The following is a 20,163-nucleotide window of genomic DNA, read 5'->3' as shown; positions in this document are numbered from 1 at the left end:
GCCCCCGCCCCGGCCGGCGCGGGCTCCGCCGCGGCGGCCGGGGCGGGGGCGGCAGCGGGGGCGCCCGTGCCGTCGTCGATGACGGCCAGCTCGGCGCCGACCTCCACCGTCTCGTCCTCGGCCACCTTGATGGAGGAGAGGATGCCCGAAGCGGGCGCCGGGATCTCGGTGTCGACCTTGTCGGTCGACACCTCGAGCAGCGGCTCGTCGGCCTCGACGCGTTCACCCTCGGCCTTGAGCCAGCGGGTGACGGTGCCCTCGGACACGCTCTCGCCGAGCGCCGGCAGGGTTACGGAAACCGCCATGGTTTCGGTTGCTCCTAACGATCTGTGCGGATCTGTCTGCGTGTCCGTGGGTCAGTCGTGCGAGTGAAGGGGCTTGCCCGCGAGCGCGAGGTGCGCCTCGCCGAGGGCCTCGTTCTGCGTCGGGTGCGCGTGGATGAGCTGCGCGACCTCGGCCGGCAGCGCCTCCCAGTTGTAGACCAGCTGGGCCTCGCCCACCTGCTCGCCCATGCGGTCGCCGACCATGTGGACACCGACCACGGCGCCGTCGCGGACCTGGACGAGCTTGATCTCGCCCGCGGTCTTGAGGATCTTGCTCTTGCCGTTGCCGGCCAGGTTGTACTTCAGGGTGACGACCTTGTCGGCGCCGTACAGCTCCTTGGCCTTGGCCTCGGAGATGCCGACGGAGGCGACCTCCGGGTGGCAGTACGTGACGCGCGGCACGCCGTCGTAGTCGATCGGCACGGTCTTCAGACCGGCCAGCCGCTCCGCGACGAGGATGCCTTCGGCGAAGCCGACGTGGGCCAGCTGCAGGGTCGGGACGAGGTCGCCGACCGCGGAGATGGTGGGCACGTTGGTGCGCATGTACTCGTCGACGAGGACGTAGCCGCGGTCCATGGCGACCCCGGCCTCCTCGTAGCCCAGGCCCTGGGAGACCGGGCCGCGGCCGACGGCCACGAGCAGGACCTCGGCCTCGAACTCCTTGCCGTCGGCCAGGGTGACCTTGACGCCGTCGGCGGTGTACTCGGCCTTGGAGAAGAAGGTGCCGAGGTTGAACTTGATGCCCCGCTTGCGGAAGGCGCGCTCCAGCAGCTTCGAGCTGTTCTCGTCCTCGACCGGCACGAGGTGCGGCAGGCCCTCGACGATGGTGACGTCGGCGCCGAAGGACTTCCACGCCGAGGCGAACTCGACGCCGATGACACCGCCGCCGAGGATGATCGCGGACTTCGGCACACGGTCCAGGACCAGCGCGTGGTCGGAGGAGATGATGCGGTCGCCGTCGATGGCCAGGCCCGGCAGCGACTTCGGCACGGAGCCCGTCGCCAGCAGGACGTGCCGGCCGGTGTAGCGCTGGCCGCCCACGTCCACGGAGGTGGGGGAGGAGAGCCGGCCCTCACCGGTCACGTAGGTGACCTTGCGGGAGGCCACCAGGCCCTGCAGGCCCTTGTAGAGGCCCGAGATCACGTCGTCCTTGTACTTGTGGACCCCGGCGATGTCGATGCCCTCGAAAGTGGCCTTGACACCGAACTGATCGGCCTCGCGGGCCTGGTCCGCGATCTCACCGGCGTGCAGCAGAGCCTTCGTGGGGATGCAGCCGCGGTGCAGGCAGGTGCCGCCGAGCTTGTCCTTCTCGATCAGGGCGACGTCCAGACCGAGCTGCGCCGCACGCAGCGCTGCGGCGTAGCCGCCGCTACCGCCACCGAGGATCACTAGGTCGAAAACGGTGCTGGCGTCGTTCGCCACGTCACGTCCTCCATGCATGGATACGCCGGAGCCGGTCCGTCATGACCGGGCGGCGGCTTTTGTTCGGCCGCTTCTGTTAAACGGGGCCCTGTCGTGCCGAGACAACATCTTCGCACTTGTTCGGGGCCGACGAGGCACCGGGCCGGTGTCTGAGACGTACGGAACGTCCCCGGCCGGGGCTACTCGCCGGTATCCCTTGCGAAATACGGAGCGGTTGCACTCTTTGCTCGCCCTTGGCGAACGCGTACGGCCCCGGATGCCATACCCGGGGCCGTACGGAATGTGCCGAGGCTTACACCGCGGTCAGAGCAGCTCGCCCTCGCCGGCCTTCTCGGCCACGCGCACCAGGGTGCGGATGGCGGAGCCGGTGCCGCCCTTGGGGGTGTAGCCGAAGGGGCCGGACTCGTTGAAGGCGGGGCCCGCGATGTCCAGGTGGGCCCAGGTGATGCCCTCGCCGACGAACTCCTTCAGGAACAGGCCGGCCGCCAGGCCGCCGCCCATGCGCTCGCCCATGTTCGCGATGTCCGCGGTGGGGGAGTCCATGGCCTTGCGCAGGTCGGCCGGGAGCGGCATCGGCCAGGACTGCTCGCCGACCTCGGTCGCGACCTCGTGCAGCGCGGTGCGGAAGGCGTCGTCGTTGGCCATGACGCCGAAGATGCGGTTGCCCAGGGCCAGCACCATGGCGCCGGTCAGGGTCGCCACGTCGATGATCGCGTCGGGCTTCTCCTCCGAGGCGCGGGTGAGGGCGTCGGCCATCACCAGGCGGCCCTCGGCGTCGGTGTTGAGCACCTCGACGGTCTTGCCGCTGTACATCTTCAGCACGTCGCCGGGGCGGGCGGCGCTGCCCGAGGGCATGTTCTCGGCGAGCGCCAGCCAGCCGGTGACGTTGACGGGCAGGCCGAGGCGCGCGGCGGCGACCACGGTGGACAGCACGGCGGCGGCACCGCTCATGTCGCACTTCATGGTCTCGTTGTGACCGGCCGGCTTCAGGGAGATGCCGCCCGAGTCGTAGGTGATGCCCTTGCCGACCAGTGCCAGGTGCTTGGCGCCGCGGCCCTTGGCACCCGTGTAGGCGATCTTCACCAGGCGGGGCGGGTTCGCCGAGCCCTGGCCGACGCCCATGATGCCGCCGTAGCCGCCCTTGACCAGCGCCTTCTCGTCCAGCACCTCGATCTTGAGGCCGTGCTCCTTGGCGGCCTCCTGCGCGAGCGCGGCGAAGGACTTCGGGTGGAGGTCGTTCGGCGGCATGTTGATCAGGTCGCGCGCCCGGTTGACCTCCGCCGCGATGACGGCGGCCCGCTCGGCGGCGGCCTTGAACGCCTTGTCCCGCGGCTTCGCGCCCACCAGCGCGACCTCGGCGAGCGGGGCCTTGCCGTTGGACGACTGGTACGCGGTGTACGTGTAGGCGCCGAGCAGCGCGCCCTCGGCGACCGCCTGCGCGGCGTCCGCGTCCTGCACCGGAAGGGCGTAGGCGGCCTTCTTCGACCCGGCCAGCGCGCGGGCGGCGGCGCCGGCGGCCTTGCGCAGCGCCTCGGTGTCGTACGCGGCGCCGTCGGCCGGGGCCTCACCGAGCCCGACCGCCAGCACGACCGGGGACTTCAGGCCGTCCGGGGCGGGGAGCTTGGTCACCTCACCCTCCGCGCCCGAGGCGCCCAGTGTCTCGAGCGTCGCGGCGAGCCGGCCGGAGAAGGCCTGGTCCACCGCCTCCGCCCCGGCGGCGACCTCGGGGCCCTTGGCGCCCTTGGTCACGCCGACGACGACGGCGTCAGCGCGCAGCGCTGCCGCGGAGGAGGTGCTGAGAGTCAGTGCAGTCACGGTGATGCGGATCCTGTTCCTTCGGGGGTCCAATACTTGACGCCGGACTCCGTCCGGCTCCCTCGTGCCCGACGCCGGGCGTCCTTCGCGGCACGGGCGGGGGTGCAGCACCGACCTTACGCTCACTCCTGTCGCTTGCGACCACGACCTGCGCCCATGGCGGCGAAGGCGCGGGTTTTCCCTATGGGAACGCGCCCGCGCGGCACCCCGGGCAGGGTCCCGATCCCCTTCCGCCCGGCGGGAGTCGGGGCGCCGGACCGCATCGCGCCCGGTCGCCGTGCGGCGCTCAGCCCAGGGTGAGCACCAGCAGCGCGGCCGTCGCGGCGGTCTCGCACAACGCGCCGAAGACGTCACCGGTGACGCCGCCCAGGCGCCGGCGGCACCGCCGCAGCAGCAGTTCCGCGGCGGCCAGGGCCACCGCCGCCGCCGCCGCACAGCGCGCCGCGTCCGGCACGCCGAAGGCGGCCCCGCAGCCGGCGCAGACCGCCACTGTCAGCGCGGCCGACGCCCAGGCGGTACGGGCGGGGACCGCGCCCGCCACGGCCGCGCCGAGCCCGCCGGGGCGAGCCGGGGGCACACCGTCACGGCAGGCCAGCGTCATCGCGGCGCGGGCGGTGAGCCCGGCCAGGGCGGCGGCGACCGCACCCCGGGTCCAGGACTGGCCGTACAGCTCGGCGAGCGCGGCGACCTGGGCCAGCAGGACGAGGACCAGGGTGAGCACACCGAAGGGCCCGATGTCGGACTGCTTCATGATGCGCAGCGCGTCCTCGGCGGGCTTGCCGCTGCCCAGCCCGTCGGCGGTGTCGGCCAGCCCGTCCAGGTGCAGCCCCCGCGTCAGGGCGGCCGGTACGGCGGCGCTCGCCACCGCGGCGGGCAGCGGCCCCGAGCCGAGGAGCAGCAGGAGTCCGCCGGCCGCCGCCGCGCACAGCCCCACGACCAGCCCGGCCACGGGCGCCCAGAGCATCCCGGCGCGGGCCGCCGGGCGGTCCCAGCGGGTGACCCGGACCCGCAGCACCGTCAGGGTGCCGAAGGCGAAGCGCAGTCCGTCGGCGGCCGTGACGGCAGGGTCCGCGGGAGCGGGTGCGGGGTCGGCGGTCATGGCGTGCAGGGTAACCGCCGGGCCGGAACCGTATAGTGCCGCGTACGGGGCGAATCTGGAGCAATCGGCATGGGCGACTGGTGGTACCGCAACATCATCGAGCCGGGAAAGCTGCCGCTGCTCCTTGCGCTGGGCGCGTTCGTACTGACCTTCCTGGTCACCCGGATGATCACCCGTCTCATCCGGGCCGGCAGGGGCCCCTTCCGCAACATCTCCTCGGGCGGCACCCACATCCACCACGTGGTGCCCGGGATCATCCTCATGACGATCGGCGGCTTCGGGGGCGTCGCCAGTTCCTCACGGGGCTTCGGCGCCTACCTGTCCGCGGTCCTGTTCGGCGCCGGAGCGGGCCTGGTGCTCGACGAGTTCGCGCTCGTGCTCTACCTCGACGACGTGTACTGGAGCGATCGCGGCCGCAAGAGCGTCGAGGCCGTCGTCGTCACCTTCTCCGTCGTCGTGATGATGCTCCTCGGCCTGGTCCCCTTCGGCGTCAACTCGGTCAGCCCGGACGAGCAGCAGAGCCGCGTCTCGGTGATCCTCACCATCGCCGTCAACTTCCTGTTCGTCCTCGTCGCCCTCGTCAAGGGCAAGCTGCGCTCCGCCGTCGTCGGCGTCTTCGTGCCCTTCGTCGCGCTGTACGCGGCCCTGCGGCTGGCGCGCCCCGACTCGTTGTGGGCCGAGCGGCTCTACTCCCGCAGGCCCGGGGCGGTCCGGCGGGCGGAGGCCCGCGCCGCACGGCACGACGCGCGCTGGTCGGGCCCGTTGCGGCGGCTCCAGGACTGGATCGGCGGCTTCACCGAGCGCTGAGCCCCGGCGCGTCCGCCGGGTGTGCGGCGCGTGTGGTGGCCGCGTGCCGGGTGCAGGCCGCCGCGGCGCCCCGGCAGGGCCCGCCCGCGACGGTTTCCTCGTCGGCACCGCCGGTGGCGGTCGGCCGCTCCAGGTGCCCGATCGTCTCCGTGCCGCCGTGCCGCCGTGCCGCCGTGCCGCCGTGGCGTCCCGGCGATCCGGGCCGGCTCAGCGCCGCGGCGAGGGCATCCGGGGCGGGGCGAGGAAGCCCTCGGCCCGTGCGCTCGCCAGTCCGATCCGGGGCAGTTCGCCGCCCTTCTCGAAGAGCAGGAAACGCGGCTCCCAGACCGGCCGGTACTTGGCGTTGGCGCGGTACAGCGACTCGATCTGCCACCACCGGGAGAAGAAGGTCAGCAGCGCCCGCCACATCCGCAGCACCGGCCCGGCGCCCAGCCTCGCCCCGCGCTCGAAGACCGAACGGAACACGGCGAAGTTGAGCGACACGCGCTCGACCCCGGTCTCCTCCGCGCGCCGGATCAGCTCGATCACCATGAACTCCACCAGCCCGTTGTCGGAGTCCCGGTCACGGCGCATCAGGTCCAGCGACAGCCCGTGCCGCCCCCACGGCACGAAACTGAGCAGCGCCCTCGGCTCGCCCTGCCCGTCCGCGCACTCCACCATGACGCACCGGCCGTCCGCCGGGTCGCCGAGCCGCCCCAGCGCCATGGAGAAGCCCCGTTCGGTCTGCCCGTACCGCCAGCGGTCCGCGCGCTCCAGCAGGGCCGTCATCTCCCGCGCCGGGATGTCCTCGTGACGCCGTACGCGGACGGTGTACCCGGCGCGCCCGATCCGGTGGTACGCCTGCCGCACGGTGCGCATCGCGCGGCCCTCCAGGGTGAAGTCGGCGACCTCGACGATCGCCTCGTCGCCGAGCTCCAGGGCGTCCAGCCCGTGCCGTGCGTAGACGGTGCCGGCCTCCTCGCCGGCCCCCACCACCGCCGGTACCCAGGCGTGCTCGCGGGCCTCGGCGAGCCAGGCCTCGATCGCCCCGGGCCAGGCCTCTGGGTCGCCGATGGGGTCGCCGGAGGCGAGGGACACCCCGCCGACGACGCGGTAGGCGATCGCCGACTTGCCCGACGGCGACCAGACGACGCTCTTGTCGCGGCGCAGCGCGAAGTAGCCGAGCGAGTCACGTTCGCCGTGCCGGTCGAGCAGGGCCCGCAGCCGCATCTCGTCCTGCGGGCCCAGCAGTTCGCGGCCGCGGGGCGAGCGGAAGGCCGCGTACAGCACCAGCAGGAACAGCACGGCGCTCATGGCGTTGATGGTGACGTCGACCCAGCCCGGGGTCGAGATCCCCGGGAAGGACTCCTCGGCGTCCGCCAGCGAGACCACGCGGAGCATGGCGTACGCGTACCGCTGGCCGAAGGTCGAGCCGTGCCCCGTGTCGGTGACGGTGACCAGGCCCGCGGCGAGGAGTCCGCCGGCCGCGACGCCGCCGACGGCGACCGCCGCGGCCAGCCGGGGGTTGGAGGGGTCGCCCTTGGCGCGGAACGCACGGCGCCCGGCGAGCAGCGCGGCGCAGAAGGCGGCGGTGATCCCCAGCGACACCCAGTTCTGCGGGTGGCCGCGGAACGCGGGGACGGCCGTCGCCGCGGCCAGGAACAGCAGGTAGAGCCCGGCGAGGACGAGGTTGAGCAGCCAGGCCGCGCGCTTCCTGCGGCGCATCGTGACCGCCAGGAAGAGCGCGAGGAAGGCCGGGGTGTAGCCGGCGGTCAGCAGGTACGGGGTGACGTACTCGTCGACGTCATGACGCCGGATGTCGTTCCCGAAGGACACCCACACCGCACCCAGCAGGTCGACCAGGCCGACCAGGCGCAGGTACCGGACGGTGGACACCGCGCCGCGTTCACGCCAGACCGAGACGGCCGTTCCCATAGGTCCGGATCCTACGGGAACGACCCGGTTCGCGATGGGTCAGAAACGTTCCGGCAGCTCCGCCGACAGGGCCGCCGCCGCCTTCAGAAGGGGCAGCGCCAGCAGCGCGCCGGTGCCCTCACCCGCCGTCACCTTCTGGTCGAGCAGCGGCTCGATGGACAGCCGGTCCAGCGCCTTGACCTGCCCCGGCTCACCGCTGGCCTGCCCCGCCAGCCACCAGTCCGGCGCCCGGAAGGCGATCCGCTGCGCGACCAGCGCGCACGCCGCGGACACCACGCCGTCCAGCACCACCGGCAGCTTCCGCACCGAGGCCTGCAGCAGGAAACCGGTGATCGCCGCCACGTCCGCGCCGCCGACCGCCGCCAGCAGCTCCAGCTGGTCGCCCAGCACGGGCCGGGCCCGGCGCAGCGCGTCGCGGATCGCCGCGCACTTGCGCATCCACGCGATGTCGTCGATGCCCGAACCACGGCCGGTCACCACGGAGGCGTCGGTACCGCACAGCGCTGCGATCAGCACCCCGGCCACCGTGGTGCCGCCCACGCTCAGATCGCCCAGGAGCACCAGGTCCGTGCCGGAGTCCGCCTCCTCGTCCGCGACGGCCATGCCGGCCCGGAACGCCGCCTCGGCCTCCTCGGCCGTCAGCGCGTCCTCCACGTCGATCCGGCCGGAGCCGCGCCGCACGCGGTGCGCCGTCACGTCGGCGGGCAGGTCATCGGCCGGCGCGTCCACGCCGACGTCCACCACGCGCAGCGCCGCGCCGTACTGACGGGCCAGCACATTGACCGGGGAGGCCCCGTCCAGGACCCGCCGCACCAGCTCGACCGCGGTGCCCCCGGGGCGGGCGGACACCTTCAGTGCCGCCACCCCGTGGTCCGCCGCGAAGAGCACGGCCTTGGGGTGCTCGATCGGGCGTAGGGTCGCCGCGCCCTGGACCGCCGACAGCCAGTCGGCGAGCTCGGCCAGCCCGCCCAGCGCGCTCGCCGGGCGCACCAGCCGCTGCCAACGGTCGCGTGCGTCACGGCGCACACCGGCGTCCGGACGCTCCACCAGGGTCGCGAAGTCATCAAGGTTCAGGCCGCTCACGGGGTCGAACACTACCGGTCCGCGGGGTCGCGCGCCGAGGTCAGCCCCGCAGTGACAGCGCCTGTCCCGCGACCACCAGCACCACGTGCTCGGACTCGTCGGCCAGCGCGAGGTTCAGCCGCCCCAGCTCGTCCCGGAATCTGCGCCCGCTGGCCGTGGCCGGTACGACCCCGGAGCCGACCTCGTTGCTGACCGCCACGGCCGTACGGCGGGTCGCGCGCCACGCCGCGGTCAGTTCCCCGACGCGGCGGCGCAGTTCGCGTTCGGCGCCCTCCGCCCACTTCTCGTCGTCCCACGCGCCGAGTTCGTCCATGGTGTGCGTCAGCCACAGCGACAGGCAGTCGATCAGCAGCGCGGGCCCGTCCTCCTCGGCCAGCAGCGGCAGCAGGTCGCAGGTCTCCACCGTCTGCCACGACTGCGGACGCCGCTCGCGGTGCAGCGCCACGCGCTCCGCCCATTCCGGGTCACCGCCGCGCGTCCCGCCGGTGGCCACGTACAGCACGTCGGGGAAGGCCGACAGCCGCCGCTCCGCCTCCACCGACTTGCCCGACCGCGCCCCGCCCAGCACGAGCGTGCGCCGCGGCACGTCGGGCACGTCGTGCAGGTCGCCGACGGTCAGCGTCGTGCCGTCCGGCACCGCCCGTACGCCGAGCGCGGCCAGCCGGCGCCGCAGCTCCGGCCCGGGGTGGGCACGGTGGTCCAGGTGGACCGCGACGACGTCGGTGGTGCTCCCGACCGCGCCGGCCGCGCGCAGCCGCGCCAGCCCGTCCGGCCGGCCCACGGCGTCCAGCAGCACCATCCGGTACGGCTCCACGGCCTCCGGCAGCCCCGCCGGAGCGCACTCCGGCGGCAGGTACAGCAGCCGCTCGCCGTACGGTCCTGTCACCTCGTAGCCGGTCCCGGGCGCGTCGAGGGGCACCGCCCGCACCCGGTGCCCGGTCAGCAGCGTGATCTCCTGCCCGGCCGCCACCCGGCCCGGCGCGGGCAGCCCCGCCGGGATCTCCACGGCCGGCCCGTCGTGCGGATGCGACAGCAGCACCTGGCGGACCCCGGCGAGCGAGTGACCGGAGCGCGCCGCGGTCAGCGCGAGGCCCGGCGTCAGGTCGAGCAGCAGCACCCCGTCCACGAGCAGCGAGGTCGCCGCCCGCGCCTGGTCGCCCACCGCCGTCGCGCACGCCGCGCACGGGCAGCCGGGGAGGGGCAGGCCGTCGGGGCCACCGGTGCCGAGGAGAGTCAGTTCCACGTGCAGATCCTCTCGCGTCCGCGCACGCTACGCTGCCGGGCAGGCACCCCCAGGGACGAGGAGACGGACATGGCGTGGACGTGGCGTTTCGAGAAGACCGACGGCACGGAGGTCACCCCCGCGGTCGAGCCCGAGGAGTTCCCCACGCAGGGCGATGCCGAGTCCTGGATCGGCGAGGTCTGGAAGGACCTCCTCCAGGGAGGCGCCGACCAGGTGCACCTCTTCGAGGACGGCACGAAGATCTACGGCCCGATGAGCCTGCACGCCGACGAGTAGACCGGTGACCGGGCGGCCGGGGGTCCGGCCGCCGCACCACGGCGGGGGCGGGGTCGTGGGACGTCCCACGGCCCCGCCCCCGGCTGTGCGTCCGGCCGCTACTGGAGCTGCCCGAGCGTGACCTTGACGGTCTTCTCGCTGCCGCCGCGCTGGAAGGTGACGTCCACGGCGTCGCCGGGCGCGTGCTGGACCAGGGCCTCGGAGAGCGACTGAAGGGTCGTGATGTCGTCGCCCCCGACATCGGTGATGACGTCCCCGGGCTTGATCCCGGCCTTGTCCGCCGCTCCGCCCCGGGTCACCTCGACGACGCCCACCCCGGCGGGCTGGAAGTTCTCGTCGAGGACGGTGCGCGCGACGATGCCCAGCGCCGCGCGGCCGGAGTCGACGACCTTGCCGTGCTGGATGATCTGGTCCGCGATGCGGGTGACGGTCGCCGCGGGGATGGCGAAGCCGATGCCCGGGGCCGAGGAGTCGCCCATGGTGGGGTTGACCGCGGCGAGCGTCGGGATGCCGATGACCTGGCCGGAGAGGTTGACCAGTGCGCCGCCGCTGTTGCCGGGGTTGATGGGAGCCGAGGTCTGCACCATGTCGGCCAGGGTGGCGCCGGTGCCGCCCTCGGCCCCGGTCTCGCTGACCGTACGGCCGACGGCCGAGACGATGCCCTGCGTGACGCTGCTGTTCAGGCCGAGCGGACTGCCCATGGCGAGCACGATCTGGCCGACCTGGACGTCGCGTGAGCGGCCGAAGGACGCCGCGCGCAGCCCGCTCGGCGGGTCGTCGAGTTCGATGACGGCGAGGTCCTGCTCGGGGTAGGCGGCCACGAGCCGGCCCTTGTGCGGGGTGTCGCTGTTGGCGAGGGTGACCTCGAAGGTGTGGGAGTTGCCGACGACATGGGCGTTGGTGACGATGTGGCCCTTGGTGTCGTAGACGATGCCGGAGCCCAGTCCCTCGGACGTGTTGATCTGGACGACGGACGGCAGCACCGCCTTGACCACCTGCTGGTAGGAGCGCTCCAGATCACGGGCGCCGGCCAGCTCGGAGGCGGCGACGGGCGCGGGCGCCGAGGATGCCGCGCTGGGGGAGGGGGAGTCCCCCGTGCATCCGGCGGTGACGCCACCGCAGCACGCGACGGCCAGCAGCAGGGCCGCCGCCCGGAGCGCCGTCGGCGGCCGCCATCGGTTGGGCTTCGAATCGCGCATGACCGAAGTGTCGCGTTCGTGACGTCCCGTCCTCGGTATCCCGCCCCGGTCAGTTCCGTACGCCGCACAAATGCAGCAGTGCCGCGACCCCGCGGTAGGGGTCGGTGCGGCCGGCCAGCTCCTCGGCGGCCAGCAACTCCTCCGGCACCTCCACGGAGTCGTCCGGCGCCGTGTCGGTGAAGACCCGCACCCCGTACCAGGCGTGCAGCGGCGCGCCGATGGCGCTGAGGGTCGTCGTCAGGTCCGCGCGCCGGTCGGCACGGGCGGCGAGCCCCAGCCGGTTGGTGTACGTGTCGCCCGCGAAGGCGGACAGCGCACCGGCCCAGTCGCCCTGCAGCGCGGGCCGCATCGCCAGGGCGTCGGCGTTGCGCACCAGCAGCGACAGCAGCCCGCCGGGGGCCAGCACCCGGGCGAGCCCGGCGACCATCGCGTCCGGCTCGGGCACGTACATCAGCACGCCGTGGCAGAGCACGACGTCGAAGCTGCCGGGCCCGAAGTGCCGGCCGGTCTCCCGGCCGTCGCCCTCGACGAGGCTGATCCGCTCGCGTATGCCCTCCGGCTCGGCGGCCACGGCCCCGCGCAGGACCCCCGCCATCTCCGGATCGGCCTCCAGGCCGGTGACCAGGTGGCCGGCACGGGCGAGTCGCAGCGCCTGGGTGCCCTGGCCGGGGCCGACGTCGAGGATCCTGAGCCGGCGCCCCACGGGGAAGCGCGCGGTGATCTGCTCGTCCAGCTGGCGCGCGACCAGCTCCTGGCGCACGGTGTTCCGGAGCCCGCCCAGCCGGTCCAGCCAGGAGCCGGCGGCGCCGGCGAAACCGCCGTTCCCGCTCAGAGCTTGGTGCCGCGCTTGACCTGCGGCTTCGGCAGGCGCAGTCGGCGCATCTGGAGGGTCCGCATGAGGGCGTAGGCGACCGCGCCCTTGGTGGGCTTGTCCGGGAAGCGCTTGGACAGCTCGCGGCGGAGCAGGAAACCGGTGAAGGCCGAGTCGACGACGATCAGCACGATGACCACGAGCCACAGCAGCAGGGAGAGGTTCTGCAGCGCGGGGTTGCGGAGCATGCTGAGCACGAGGATGACCACGGCGAGCGGCAGGAAGAACTCGGCCATGCGGAAGCGCGAGTCCACGTAGTCGCGCGCGAACTTGCGCACGGGGCCCTTGTCACGGGCGGGCAGGTAGCGCTCGTCCCCGTTCATCAGGGCCTCGCGCTGCTTGGCCAGGTCGGCCCGCCGGGCGTCGCGGGCCTGCCTGGTGGCGGCCTTGCGGTCGGTGGGCGCGGTCACCGCCTTGCGGCGCTGGCCCTGGGCATCGCTGCGCTTGGGCGTGGGGCGACCCTTGGGAGCCTGCGGGTCGCGGGGCTGCCGGTCGTCCACCACAGTGGTGGACGCGGTCTGCTCGCTTTGGGAACGACGTCGGAACACGACTCCAAGGTTACGTGCTCGCCGACGGGACCCCCAGCCCCTCACCTACTCCCTGCGCCTGAGGTCATCGAACTGTGATCGTTCCTAAGGATGAGCGCATCAGCAACAGAACAGTGGGGTAATGGAACCAGGCCCCGTACTGTGGGGTCTGTAGAGGTGTGCTGGCGAGCTGAATGAAGGGGGCGCGCGAGGCCCATGAGCGGTGTCATGAAGCGGATGGGGATGATCTTCCGCGCGAAGGCCAACAAGGCCCTTGACCGGGCCGAGGATCCGCGCGAGACCCTCGACTACTCGTACCAGAAACAGCTGGAGCTGCTGCAGAAGGTTCGGCGCGGTGTGGCCGACGTCGCCACCTCGCGCAAGCGCCTGGAGCTGCAGCTGAACCAGCTGCAGCAGCAGTCCGCGAAGTACGAGGACCAGGGCCGCAAGGCGCTCGCCCTGGGACGGGAGGACCTGGCCCGCGAGGCGCTGTCGCGTCGAGCCGCCCTCCAGCAGCAGGTCACCGACCTGGAGACGCAGCACCAGACGCTGCAGGGCGAGGAGGAGAAGCTCACCCTCGCCGCCCAGCGCCTGCAGGCCAAGGTGGACGCCTTCCGCACCAAGAAGGAGACCATCAAGGCCACCTACAGCGCGGCCAAGGCACAGACCCAGATCGGCGAGGCCTTCTCCGGCATCTCGGAGGAGATGGGCGACGTCGGCCTGGCGATCCAGCGGGCCGAGGACAAGACCGAGCAGCTGCGCGCCCGGGCCGGCGCCCTGGACGAGCTGCTGGCCTCCGGCGCCCTGGACGACCCGACCGGGATCGCCAAGGACGACATCCAGGCGGAGCTCGACCGCCTCTCCGGCGGCAGCGACGTCGAACTGGAGCTGCAGCGCATGAAGGCCGAGCTGGCCGGCGGCTCCCCGCAGCAGGCCATCGAGAGCGGACAGCAGGGCCAGACCCCGTCGCAGACCCAGGACCAGCCCCGGTTCGACAAGCAGTGAGACACCCCTAGAGGAGGGCGTCGTGATCGTGAGGATCATGGGCGAGGGCCAGGTCACGGTGGACGAGAGCCACCTCACCGAACTCAACAAGCTCGACGACGAGCTCCTGGCGGAGATGGAGAGCGGTGACGACGCCGGGTTCCGGCGCACGCTCACCGCGCTCCTCGACGCCGTCCGGCGGCTCGGCACACCTCTGCCGGACGACTCCCTGGAGCCGTCCGAGCTGATCCTGCCGGCCTCGGAGGCCACCTTGGAGGAGGTCCGGGCACTGCTCGGGGACGGCGGGCTCATCCCCGGCTGACACCTCGCCGACCAGCGCACCCGCCGAGTGCCCCGGCCCGGTACCGCACCGGACCGGGGCACGGCCGTTCCTGGGGGACCCGTACCGTTGGTGAGCGTGCAGCATCGATCGATGAAGGACCGGGCCCGGCTGTGGCCGCAGGCCCACCCCGTAGCCCTCGACGCCGGGCTGGCGCTCGCCGTCCTCGCGGTGATCCTCGGCAACATGTTCATCGGGCCGCACACCGAGCGGTACGACGCCTCGGTCCCCGACATCCTGCTGGCCGTCCTCGGCTCCGCCGCGCTGATGGTGCGCCGGCGCAGCCCGCTGGGCGTCCTCGCCTTCACCGGCGCGGTCACCGTCGTCTACCTGCTCACCGCGACCGGGGAGGGCCGCGCCCCGGTGGCCGCCACCGTCGTCGTGGCGCTCTTCTCCGCCTCCACGCGCACCGACCGCACCACCACCTTCCGGCTCGGCCTCGCCACCTGCCTGCTGCTGCCCGCGATCGCCATGCTCTTCGGGGCCCGGCCCTGGTACTCCGCGGAGAACATCGCCCTGTTCGCGTGGAGCGGCATGGCCGCAGCCGCCGGCGAGGCCACCCGGCACCGCCGCGCCTACGTCGCCGCCGTCGAGGAGCGCGCCGAGCGGGCCGAGCGCACCCGGGAGGAGGAGGCCAAGCGCCGCGTCGCCGAGGAGCGGATGCGGATCGCCCGCGAGCTGCACGACGTGGTCGCCCACCACATCGCCCTGGTCAACGTGCAGGCCGGTGTCGCCGCCCACGTCATGGACAGCCGGCCCGACCAGGCGAAGCAGGCCCTCGCACACGTCCGCGAGGCGAGCCGTTCGGCGCTGGACGAGCTCCGTGCGACCGTCGGCCTGCTGCGGCAGTCGGGGGACCCCGCCGCACCCATGGAACCGGCACCCGGCCTCGGTGTGCTGGACCAGCTCGTCGACGGCTTCCGCCGGGCCGGGCTGCCGGTGGAGGTGGCCGAGGAGGACCCCGGCACGCTTCCCGCGAGCGTGGACCTCACCGCGTACCGGGTCATCCAGGAGTCGCTGACCAACGTCCACAAGCACGCCGGCCCGGGTGCACGGGCGCGGATCCGCATCGCGCGCGGCGACGGGACGCTGGAGGTCACCGTGGTCGACCGTGGCGGCAGCCCGCAGGCCCCGGGCACCGCGGGCGGCGGCCACGGCCTGATCGGCATGCGCGAGCGGGCCGCGGCCCTCGGCGGCACCTGCGAGGCCGGCCCCTGCACGCAGGGCGGTTTCCGCGTCCACGCCCGCCTGCCGCTGGTGGTGCCGGGCCAGCCGGCCGCCCGGCGGGGGGATGGGAGGATCCCGGCATGATCAGGGTGTTGCTCGCGGACGACCAGGCGCTGCTGCGGGGCGCGTTCCGCGTCCTCGTGGAGTCCGAACCGGACATGGAGGTCGTGGGGGAGGCCTCGGACGGCGCCGAGGCCGTCGCGCTGGCCCGCAGCACCCGGGCGGACGTCGTCCTGATGGACATCCGGATGCCCGGCACGGACGGCCTCGCCGCCACCCGCGAGATCACCGCCGCCGAGGACCTGACCGGTGTGGCGGTCCTCGTCCTGACGACGTTCGAAGCGGACGAGTACGTCGCGCAGGCGATCCGCGCCGGCGCCGCCGGGTTCCTCGGCAAGGGCGCCGAGCCGGCCGAGCTGCTCGCCGCGATTCGCACCGTCGCCGAGGGCGACGCGCTGCTGTCCCCGTCGGCGACCAAGAGCCTGATCGCCCAGTTCCTGGCGCAGAGCGGCGGCCAGCGCCCGCTGCCCTCGGAGGGCGGACCGGCGGCCCCGGACCTGGACGCGCTGACGGCACGCGAGCGCGAGGTGCTGGTCGAGGTGGCGCTGGGGCTGCCGAACGACGAGATCGCCGAACGCCTCGGGGTGAGCCCGCTCACCGTCAAGACGCACGTGAACCGCACCATGGCCAAACTCGGCGCCCGCGACCGCGCGCAGCTGGTCGTCGCCGCGTACGAGTCGGGCCTGGTGCGGCCCGCGGCGCGCTGAGTACGACCGGCGTGTACCGCATCCGCAGTACGCCCCCGGAACCAATCACGACCTCGGGCTGAGGAAACCACCCTCCGCGACAGGAGAAAGTGGCGTGGGCTGACAAAAGTCCGCAACCCGAGAACACCCGAGCACTCTGAGCACAGAGAAGAGACCGCACCACGATGTCCTGGCTGTCCCGGTTCAGCCTCGCCCAGCGCAGTCTGGTCGCGCTGATGGCGGTGGTCGCCATCGGCTTCGGCGCCATCGCGATACCGTCCCTCAAGCAGCAGTTGCTGCCCTCCATCGACCTGCCCATGGTGTCGGTGATCACGACCTACCCGGGCGCGTCCCCCGACGTCGTCGAGAAGCAGGTCGTCGAGCCGATCGAAGCCGGCGTCAAGGGCGTCGACGGCATCACGGGCATCACGTCCACGGCCAGCGAGGGCGCTGCCGTGATCATGGCCCGGTTCGACTACGGCAACGACAGCGACACGCTGGTGGCCAACGTCCAGCAGGCGGTGAACCGGGTCTCCTCGCGGCTGCCGGAGGACGCGGACCCGCAGGTCATCGCCGGCTCGACGGACGACATCCCGACCGTCGTCCTCGCCGCCACCTCCACCGGCCTGGACCAGCAGGCACTGGCCGACGCGCTCGACCGGTCGGTCGTCCCGGTCCTGCAGGACATCGACGGCGCCGGCCAGGTGACCGTCACCGGCGTCCAGGACCAGATCGTCACCGTCACCCCCGACGACAAGAAGCTCGCCGCCCGCAAGCTCGGCGCCATCGCCCTGGTGCAGGCGCTGCAGGCCGGCGGCCACCCCGTCCCGGCCGGCTCCTTCGACGACAGCGGCAAGAGCCGCACCGTCCAGGTCGGCGGCGAGTACGCCTCCGTGCAGCAGATCGAGGACCTGCGGATCCCCGCCGGCCCGGAGCCCGTGCGCCTCGGCGACGTCGCCACCGTCGCGGAGCGCCCGGACGCCGCCGCCTCCATCACCCGGACCGACGGCGAGCCGAGCCTCGGCGTCGCCGTCACCATGGACCAGGACGGCAGCGCCGTCGCGATCTCCTCGGCGGTCAAGGACAAGCTGGCCGACCTCGAGCGCGACCTCGGCAAGGGCGCCAAGCTCACCGTCGTCAGCGACCAGGGCCCCGCGGTCTCCAAGTCCATCGACGGACTGACCACCGAGGGCCTGCTCGGTCTGCTCTTCGCGGTCGTGATCATCCTGGTCTTCCTGGCGTCTCTGCGCTCGACGCTGGTGACCGCGGTCTCCATCCCGCTCTCCGTCGTGCTGACGCTGATCGTGCTGTGGACCCGCGACCTGTCGCTCAACATGCTCACCCTGGGCGCGCTGACCATCGCCATCGGCCGTGTCGTCGACGACTCGATCGTGGTGCTGGAGAACATCAAGCGGCACCTCGCCTACGGTGAGGAGAAGCAGTCCGCGATCATCGCCGCCGTGCGCGAGGTGGCCGGTGCGGTCACCGCCTCCACGCTCACCACGGTCGCCGTCTTCGTGCCGATCGGCCTGGTCGGCGGCATGGTGGGCGCCCTGTTCGGCTCGTTCTCGCTGACCGTCGCCGCCGCGCTGCTGGCCTCGCTGCTGGTGTCGCTGACGGTCGTCCCGGTGCTCTCGTTCTGGTTCCTCAAGCCCCCGGCCGACGCCGGCACCGTGGACCCGGACGAGATCCGCCGCAGGGCCGAGGAGGAGGAGGCCCGCAGCCTGCTGCAGCGGCTCTACGTGCCGGTGCTGCGCTTCGCCACCCGGCGCCGCCTCACCAGCATCGCGATCGCGGTCGCGGTCCTGCTGGGCACCTTCGGGCTCGCCCCGATGCTCAAGACCAACTTCTTCGACCAGGGCGACCAGGACACCCTGACCGTCAGGCAGGAGCTCCCGCCGGGCACCAGCCTGGCGGCCTCCGACGCGGCGGCCCGCAAGGTCGAGAAGCTCCTCGAGGGTATCGACCAGGTCCAGGACTACCAGGTCACCGTCGGTTCCTCCGGCTTCCTGGCGGCCTTCGGCGGCGGCACCGGCGCCAACCAGGCCACCTTCCAGGTGAAGCTGAAGAACGCCGACGACAGCGCGGACGTCCTCGACGAGATCCGCGCCGGCCTCAAGACGCTCGACGGCGTCGGCACCACCTCGGTCTCCGGTGGCGGCGGCTTCGGCAGCCAGAACCTGTCGGTCGTGGTCAAGGCCGCGGACGCCGACACCCTGGCCAAGGCCAGTGCCGAGGTCCGCGACGCCGTCGCCGGGCTGGACGACGTCACCGACGTCACCAGCGACCTCGCGCAGAGCGTGCCCCGCATCGAGGTCCACGCCAAGCAGGCCGAGGCCGCCAAGTACGGCCTCAACGACGCCACCATCGGCGCCGCCGTCACCCAGGCCGTGCGCGGTACGACCGTCGGCACCGCGGTGCTCGACGACACCGAGCGCGACGTGCGGGTGGTCTCCGAGCAGAAGGCCGGGACGGTCGCCGAACTGAAGGCCCTCACCATCCCCGCCCCCGCGGGACCGGTGAAGCTCGGCAAGGTCGCCGAGGTCGTCGAGGCCCCCGGCCCGGTGCAGAAGACCCGGATCGACGGCGCCCGCGCCGCGACGATCACGGCGACGCCGGCCGGTGACAACACCGGCGCGGTGAGCACCGCCCTGCAGTCGAAGATCAAGTCGCTCGACCTGCCCAAGGGCGCCACCGCCGAGATCGGCGGTGTCTCCTCGGACCAGGACGACGCCTTCGTGGGGCTCGGGCTCGCGATGCTCGCCGCGATCGCCATCGTCTTCATGCTGCTGGTCGGCACCTTCCGCAGCCTGATCCAGCCGATGGTGCTGCTGGTGTCCATCCCGTTCGCCGCGACCGGCGCGATCGGCCTGCTGCTGATCACCGGCACCCCGATGGGCGTCCCGGCGCTGATCGGCATGCTGATGCTCATCGGCATCGTCGTGACCAACGCGATCGTGCTGATGGACCTCATCAACCAGTACCGCGCCCAGGGGTACGGCGTCGTGGAGGCCGTCATCGAGGGTGGCCGGCACCGTCTGCGGCCGATCCTGATGACCGCGCTGGCGACCATCTTCGCCCTGCTCCCGATGGCCCTCGGGGTGACCGGCGAGGGCGGCTTCATCGCCCAGCCGCTCGCCGTCGTCGTCATCGGCGGTCTGCTCACCTCGACGCTGCTGACCCTGCTGCTCGTCCCGACCCTCTACACGATGGTCGAGATCCGCAAGGAGCGCCGTGCCAAGCGCAAGGCGCTGAAGCGGGCGGCCGGGGCCGCGGGCCCGGGCGAGGAGGAGACGCAGAAGAAGTCGGAGCTGGCCGGGGTCTGAGACCCGGCGCAGTACGACAGGCGGCAGGGCCCGGGGCGTTCACGAACGCCCCGGGCCCTGCCCCGTCTACAGGAAGAACCCGGACGGGATGTACGGCTCCGGCGGACGCATCCCGCGCAGGCAGACCCAGCCGGACGTGCTCAGCTCCAGCCCGGCCGTCAGGCCCACGTCCACCGCCCACTGCTGTTCGGCCGTCAGGTTGGGGACCTGCGCCGTCGTGCCCTCGGGCAGGCTCAGCAGCGCGGCGGTGAGCAGCCGGGACGCCAGGCGACGGGAGGTGGCGGCCAGCAGCCGTACGTTCCCGTCCCGGTCGACGTAGCAGTAGCCGCTCCCGGCGAGGTCGTCCACGACCAACAGGGGGCACTCGGTGAGCAGTTGGTCGTGGTCGGGGCCGTGCGCGCCGCCACGGGTGCGCCGGTCCACGGAGTCCATCAGGTCGCGGTGCTTCGCCGAGCCCTCGTGCACCGCCCCGTCCGGCGCGGGCAGGTCGCCCTTGCGGACGGCGCCTTCCAGGCGCATCGCCGGGTGCAGCGCGAAACCCGCCCGGCGGTAGGTCGCCGCCGCCCGCGGGTCGCGGGAGCTGCAGATGATGCCGCGCAGGCAGCCGCGCCCGTACGCCATCGCCGCGGCGAGCAGTTCGCGCCCGACCCCCTGCCGCTGCGCGGAGGGCAGCACGGCGAAGAGCGACAGCCCCCACGTCCCCTCGCGGCGCGTCGACATGGCGACCCCGAGCGGCATGCCGGAGGTCTCGTCCACGGCCAGCCAGCAGCCACCGGGGTCGGTGCGCGCGACGTACCGGTTGCGCCGTCGCAGCAGGGCGGCCCGCTCGGGAGGCATCTCCTCGGGCGGGCCGCCACCGGGCAGGGCGTCGGAGGCGCCGAACGCGGCGGCGGCCACGACCGCTACGGCGTCGGCGTCCTCGTCGGTGTCGTGCAACGGGCGCAGGATCATGCGCCCATCC

At 73.1% G+C, this 20,163-nt stretch carries 18 protein-coding genes; 7 read left to right on the top strand and 11 right to left on the bottom strand.

Annotation, left to right across the window (positions count from 1 at the left end):
* The 4 genes from PV341_RS14785 to PV341_RS14770 all read right to left on the bottom strand — a co-directional run.
* A partial coding sequence (locus PV341_RS14785) for a biotin/lipoyl-containing protein (RefSeq protein ID WP_500358013.1) occupies positions 1–305 on the bottom strand: 305 nt, incomplete at its 3' end.
* A 51-nt stretch (positions 306–356) separates the two neighbouring features.
* Positions 357–1,745 (bottom strand): dihydrolipoyl dehydrogenase, encoded by a 1,389-nt coding sequence (gene lpdA, locus PV341_RS14780; RefSeq protein ID WP_499511451.1) that lies wholly within the window; start codon positions 1,743–1,745, stop codon positions 357–359.
* A gap of 303 nt (positions 1,746–2,048) precedes the next feature.
* Positions 2,049–3,560: a leucyl aminopeptidase family protein gene (locus PV341_RS14775; protein WP_499511450.1), complete on the bottom strand. Its 1,512-nt coding sequence runs from the start codon at positions 3,558–3,560 to the stop codon at positions 2,049–2,051.
* Positions 3,561–3,846: 286 nt separating this feature from the next.
* Complete coding sequence (locus PV341_RS14770) at positions 3,847–4,659, bottom strand: adenosylcobinamide-GDP ribazoletransferase (protein ID WP_500329948.1); 813 nt, start codon at positions 4,657–4,659, stop codon at positions 3,847–3,849.
* A 69-nt stretch (positions 4,660–4,728) separates the two neighbouring features.
* On the opposite strand from PV341_RS14770, the gene PV341_RS14765 reads away from it, so the two are divergent.
* Positions 4,729–5,466, top strand: a complete 738-nt coding sequence (locus PV341_RS14765; protein ID WP_500358012.1) for a hypothetical protein — start codon at positions 4,729–4,731, stop codon at positions 5,464–5,466.
* A 207-nt stretch (positions 5,467–5,673) separates the two neighbouring features.
* Here the strand turns inward: PV341_RS14765 and PV341_RS14760 are convergent, their stop codons facing one another.
* The 3 genes from PV341_RS14760 to PV341_RS14750 are packed head-to-tail and all read right to left on the bottom strand — an operon-like array spanning position 5,674 to position 9,706.
* Positions 5,674–7,380, bottom strand: coding sequence for a phosphatidylglycerol lysyltransferase domain-containing protein (locus PV341_RS14760; protein ID WP_500358011.1), 1,707 nt, complete (start codon positions 7,378–7,380; stop codon positions 5,674–5,676).
* A gap of 39 nt (positions 7,381–7,419) precedes the next feature.
* A complete protein-coding gene (cobT, locus tag PV341_RS14755) occupies positions 7,420–8,463 on the bottom strand; it encodes a nicotinate-nucleotide--dimethylbenzimidazole phosphoribosyltransferase (RefSeq protein WP_500329943.1) in 1,044 nt (347 codons plus the stop codon).
* A 40-nt stretch (positions 8,464–8,503) separates the two neighbouring features.
* Positions 8,504–9,706, bottom strand: a complete 1,203-nt coding sequence (locus PV341_RS14750; RefSeq protein WP_500329942.1) for a bifunctional adenosylcobinamide kinase/adenosylcobinamide-phosphate guanylyltransferase — start codon at positions 9,704–9,706, stop codon at positions 8,504–8,506.
* Positions 9,707–9,775: 69 nt separating this feature from the next.
* Here PV341_RS14750 and PV341_RS14745 point away from each other — a divergent pair, with 69 nt between their 5' ends.
* Entirely contained in the window at positions 9,776–9,982 is a 207-nt protein-coding gene (locus tag PV341_RS14745; protein ID WP_500329941.1) for a hypothetical protein, read from the top strand.
* A 98-nt stretch (positions 9,983–10,080) separates the two neighbouring features.
* On the opposite strand, the gene PV341_RS14740 is transcribed toward PV341_RS14745, so the two are convergent.
* The 3 genes from PV341_RS14740 to PV341_RS14730 all read right to left on the bottom strand — a co-directional run bounded on the left by PV341_RS14740 (position 10,081) and on the right by PV341_RS14730 (position 12,600).
* Positions 10,081–11,181, bottom strand: coding sequence for a S1C family serine protease (locus PV341_RS14740; protein WP_500329940.1), 1,101 nt, complete (start codon positions 11,179–11,181; stop codon positions 10,081–10,083).
* A gap of 49 nt (positions 11,182–11,230) precedes the next feature.
* Positions 11,231–11,941, bottom strand: coding sequence for a class I SAM-dependent methyltransferase (locus PV341_RS14735; RefSeq protein ID WP_500329939.1), 711 nt, complete (start codon positions 11,939–11,941; stop codon positions 11,231–11,233).
* A 68-nt stretch (positions 11,942–12,009) separates the two neighbouring features.
* Entirely contained in the window at positions 12,010–12,600 is a 591-nt protein-coding gene (locus PV341_RS14730) for a DUF3043 domain-containing protein (RefSeq protein WP_500358010.1), read from the bottom strand.
* 195 nt (positions 12,601–12,795) lie between these two features.
* Here PV341_RS14730 and PV341_RS14725 point away from each other — a divergent pair, with 195 nt between their 5' ends.
* From PV341_RS14725 to PV341_RS14705, 5 genes are all read left to right on the top strand, one after another.
* The gene (locus PV341_RS14725) at positions 12,796–13,584 is read left to right on the top strand and encodes a PspA/IM30 family protein (RefSeq protein WP_499511440.1); all 789 of its coding nucleotides are present in this window, start codon (positions 12,796–12,798) and stop codon (positions 13,582–13,584) included.
* 22 nt (positions 13,585–13,606) lie between these two features.
* The gene (gene pspAA, locus PV341_RS14720; protein ID WP_499511439.1) at positions 13,607–13,885 is read left to right on the top strand and encodes a PspA-associated protein PspAA; all 279 of its coding nucleotides are present in this window, start codon (positions 13,607–13,609) and stop codon (positions 13,883–13,885) included.
* A gap of 111 nt (positions 13,886–13,996) precedes the next feature.
* On the top strand, positions 13,997–15,214 hold the full coding sequence (locus tag PV341_RS14715; RefSeq protein WP_500329957.1) for a sensor histidine kinase: 1,218 nt from the start codon (positions 13,997–13,999) through the stop codon (positions 15,212–15,214).
* The gene (locus tag PV341_RS14710; RefSeq protein ID WP_500358008.1) at positions 15,211–15,897 is read left to right on the top strand and encodes a response regulator transcription factor; all 687 of its coding nucleotides are present in this window, start codon (positions 15,211–15,213) and stop codon (positions 15,895–15,897) included. The genes PV341_RS14715 and PV341_RS14710 overlap by 4 nt, the downstream gene beginning before the upstream one ends.
* Before the next feature lie 164 nt (positions 15,898–16,061).
* Positions 16,062–19,202 (top strand): efflux RND transporter permease subunit, encoded by a 3,141-nt coding sequence (locus PV341_RS14705; protein WP_500358007.1) that lies wholly within the window; start codon positions 16,062–16,064, stop codon positions 19,200–19,202.
* Between the two features lie 66 nt (positions 19,203–19,268).
* On the opposite strand, the gene PV341_RS14700 is transcribed toward PV341_RS14705, so the two are convergent.
* Positions 19,269–20,153 (bottom strand): GNAT family N-acetyltransferase, encoded by an 885-nt coding sequence (locus tag PV341_RS14700; protein ID WP_500329932.1) that lies wholly within the window; start codon positions 20,151–20,153, stop codon positions 19,269–19,271.
* Between the last annotated feature and the right edge of the window lie 10 nt (positions 20,154–20,163).

Origin of the sequence: Streptomyces sp. PA03-1a (genome assembly GCF_033792805.1) — a bacterium.
Taxonomy (GTDB): domain Bacteria; phylum Actinomycetota; class Actinomycetes; order Streptomycetales; family Streptomycetaceae; genus Actinacidiphila.
The sequence above is the reverse complement of the archived record's forward strand: the minus strand, read 5'-3'. Positions and strand labels throughout refer to the sequence as shown.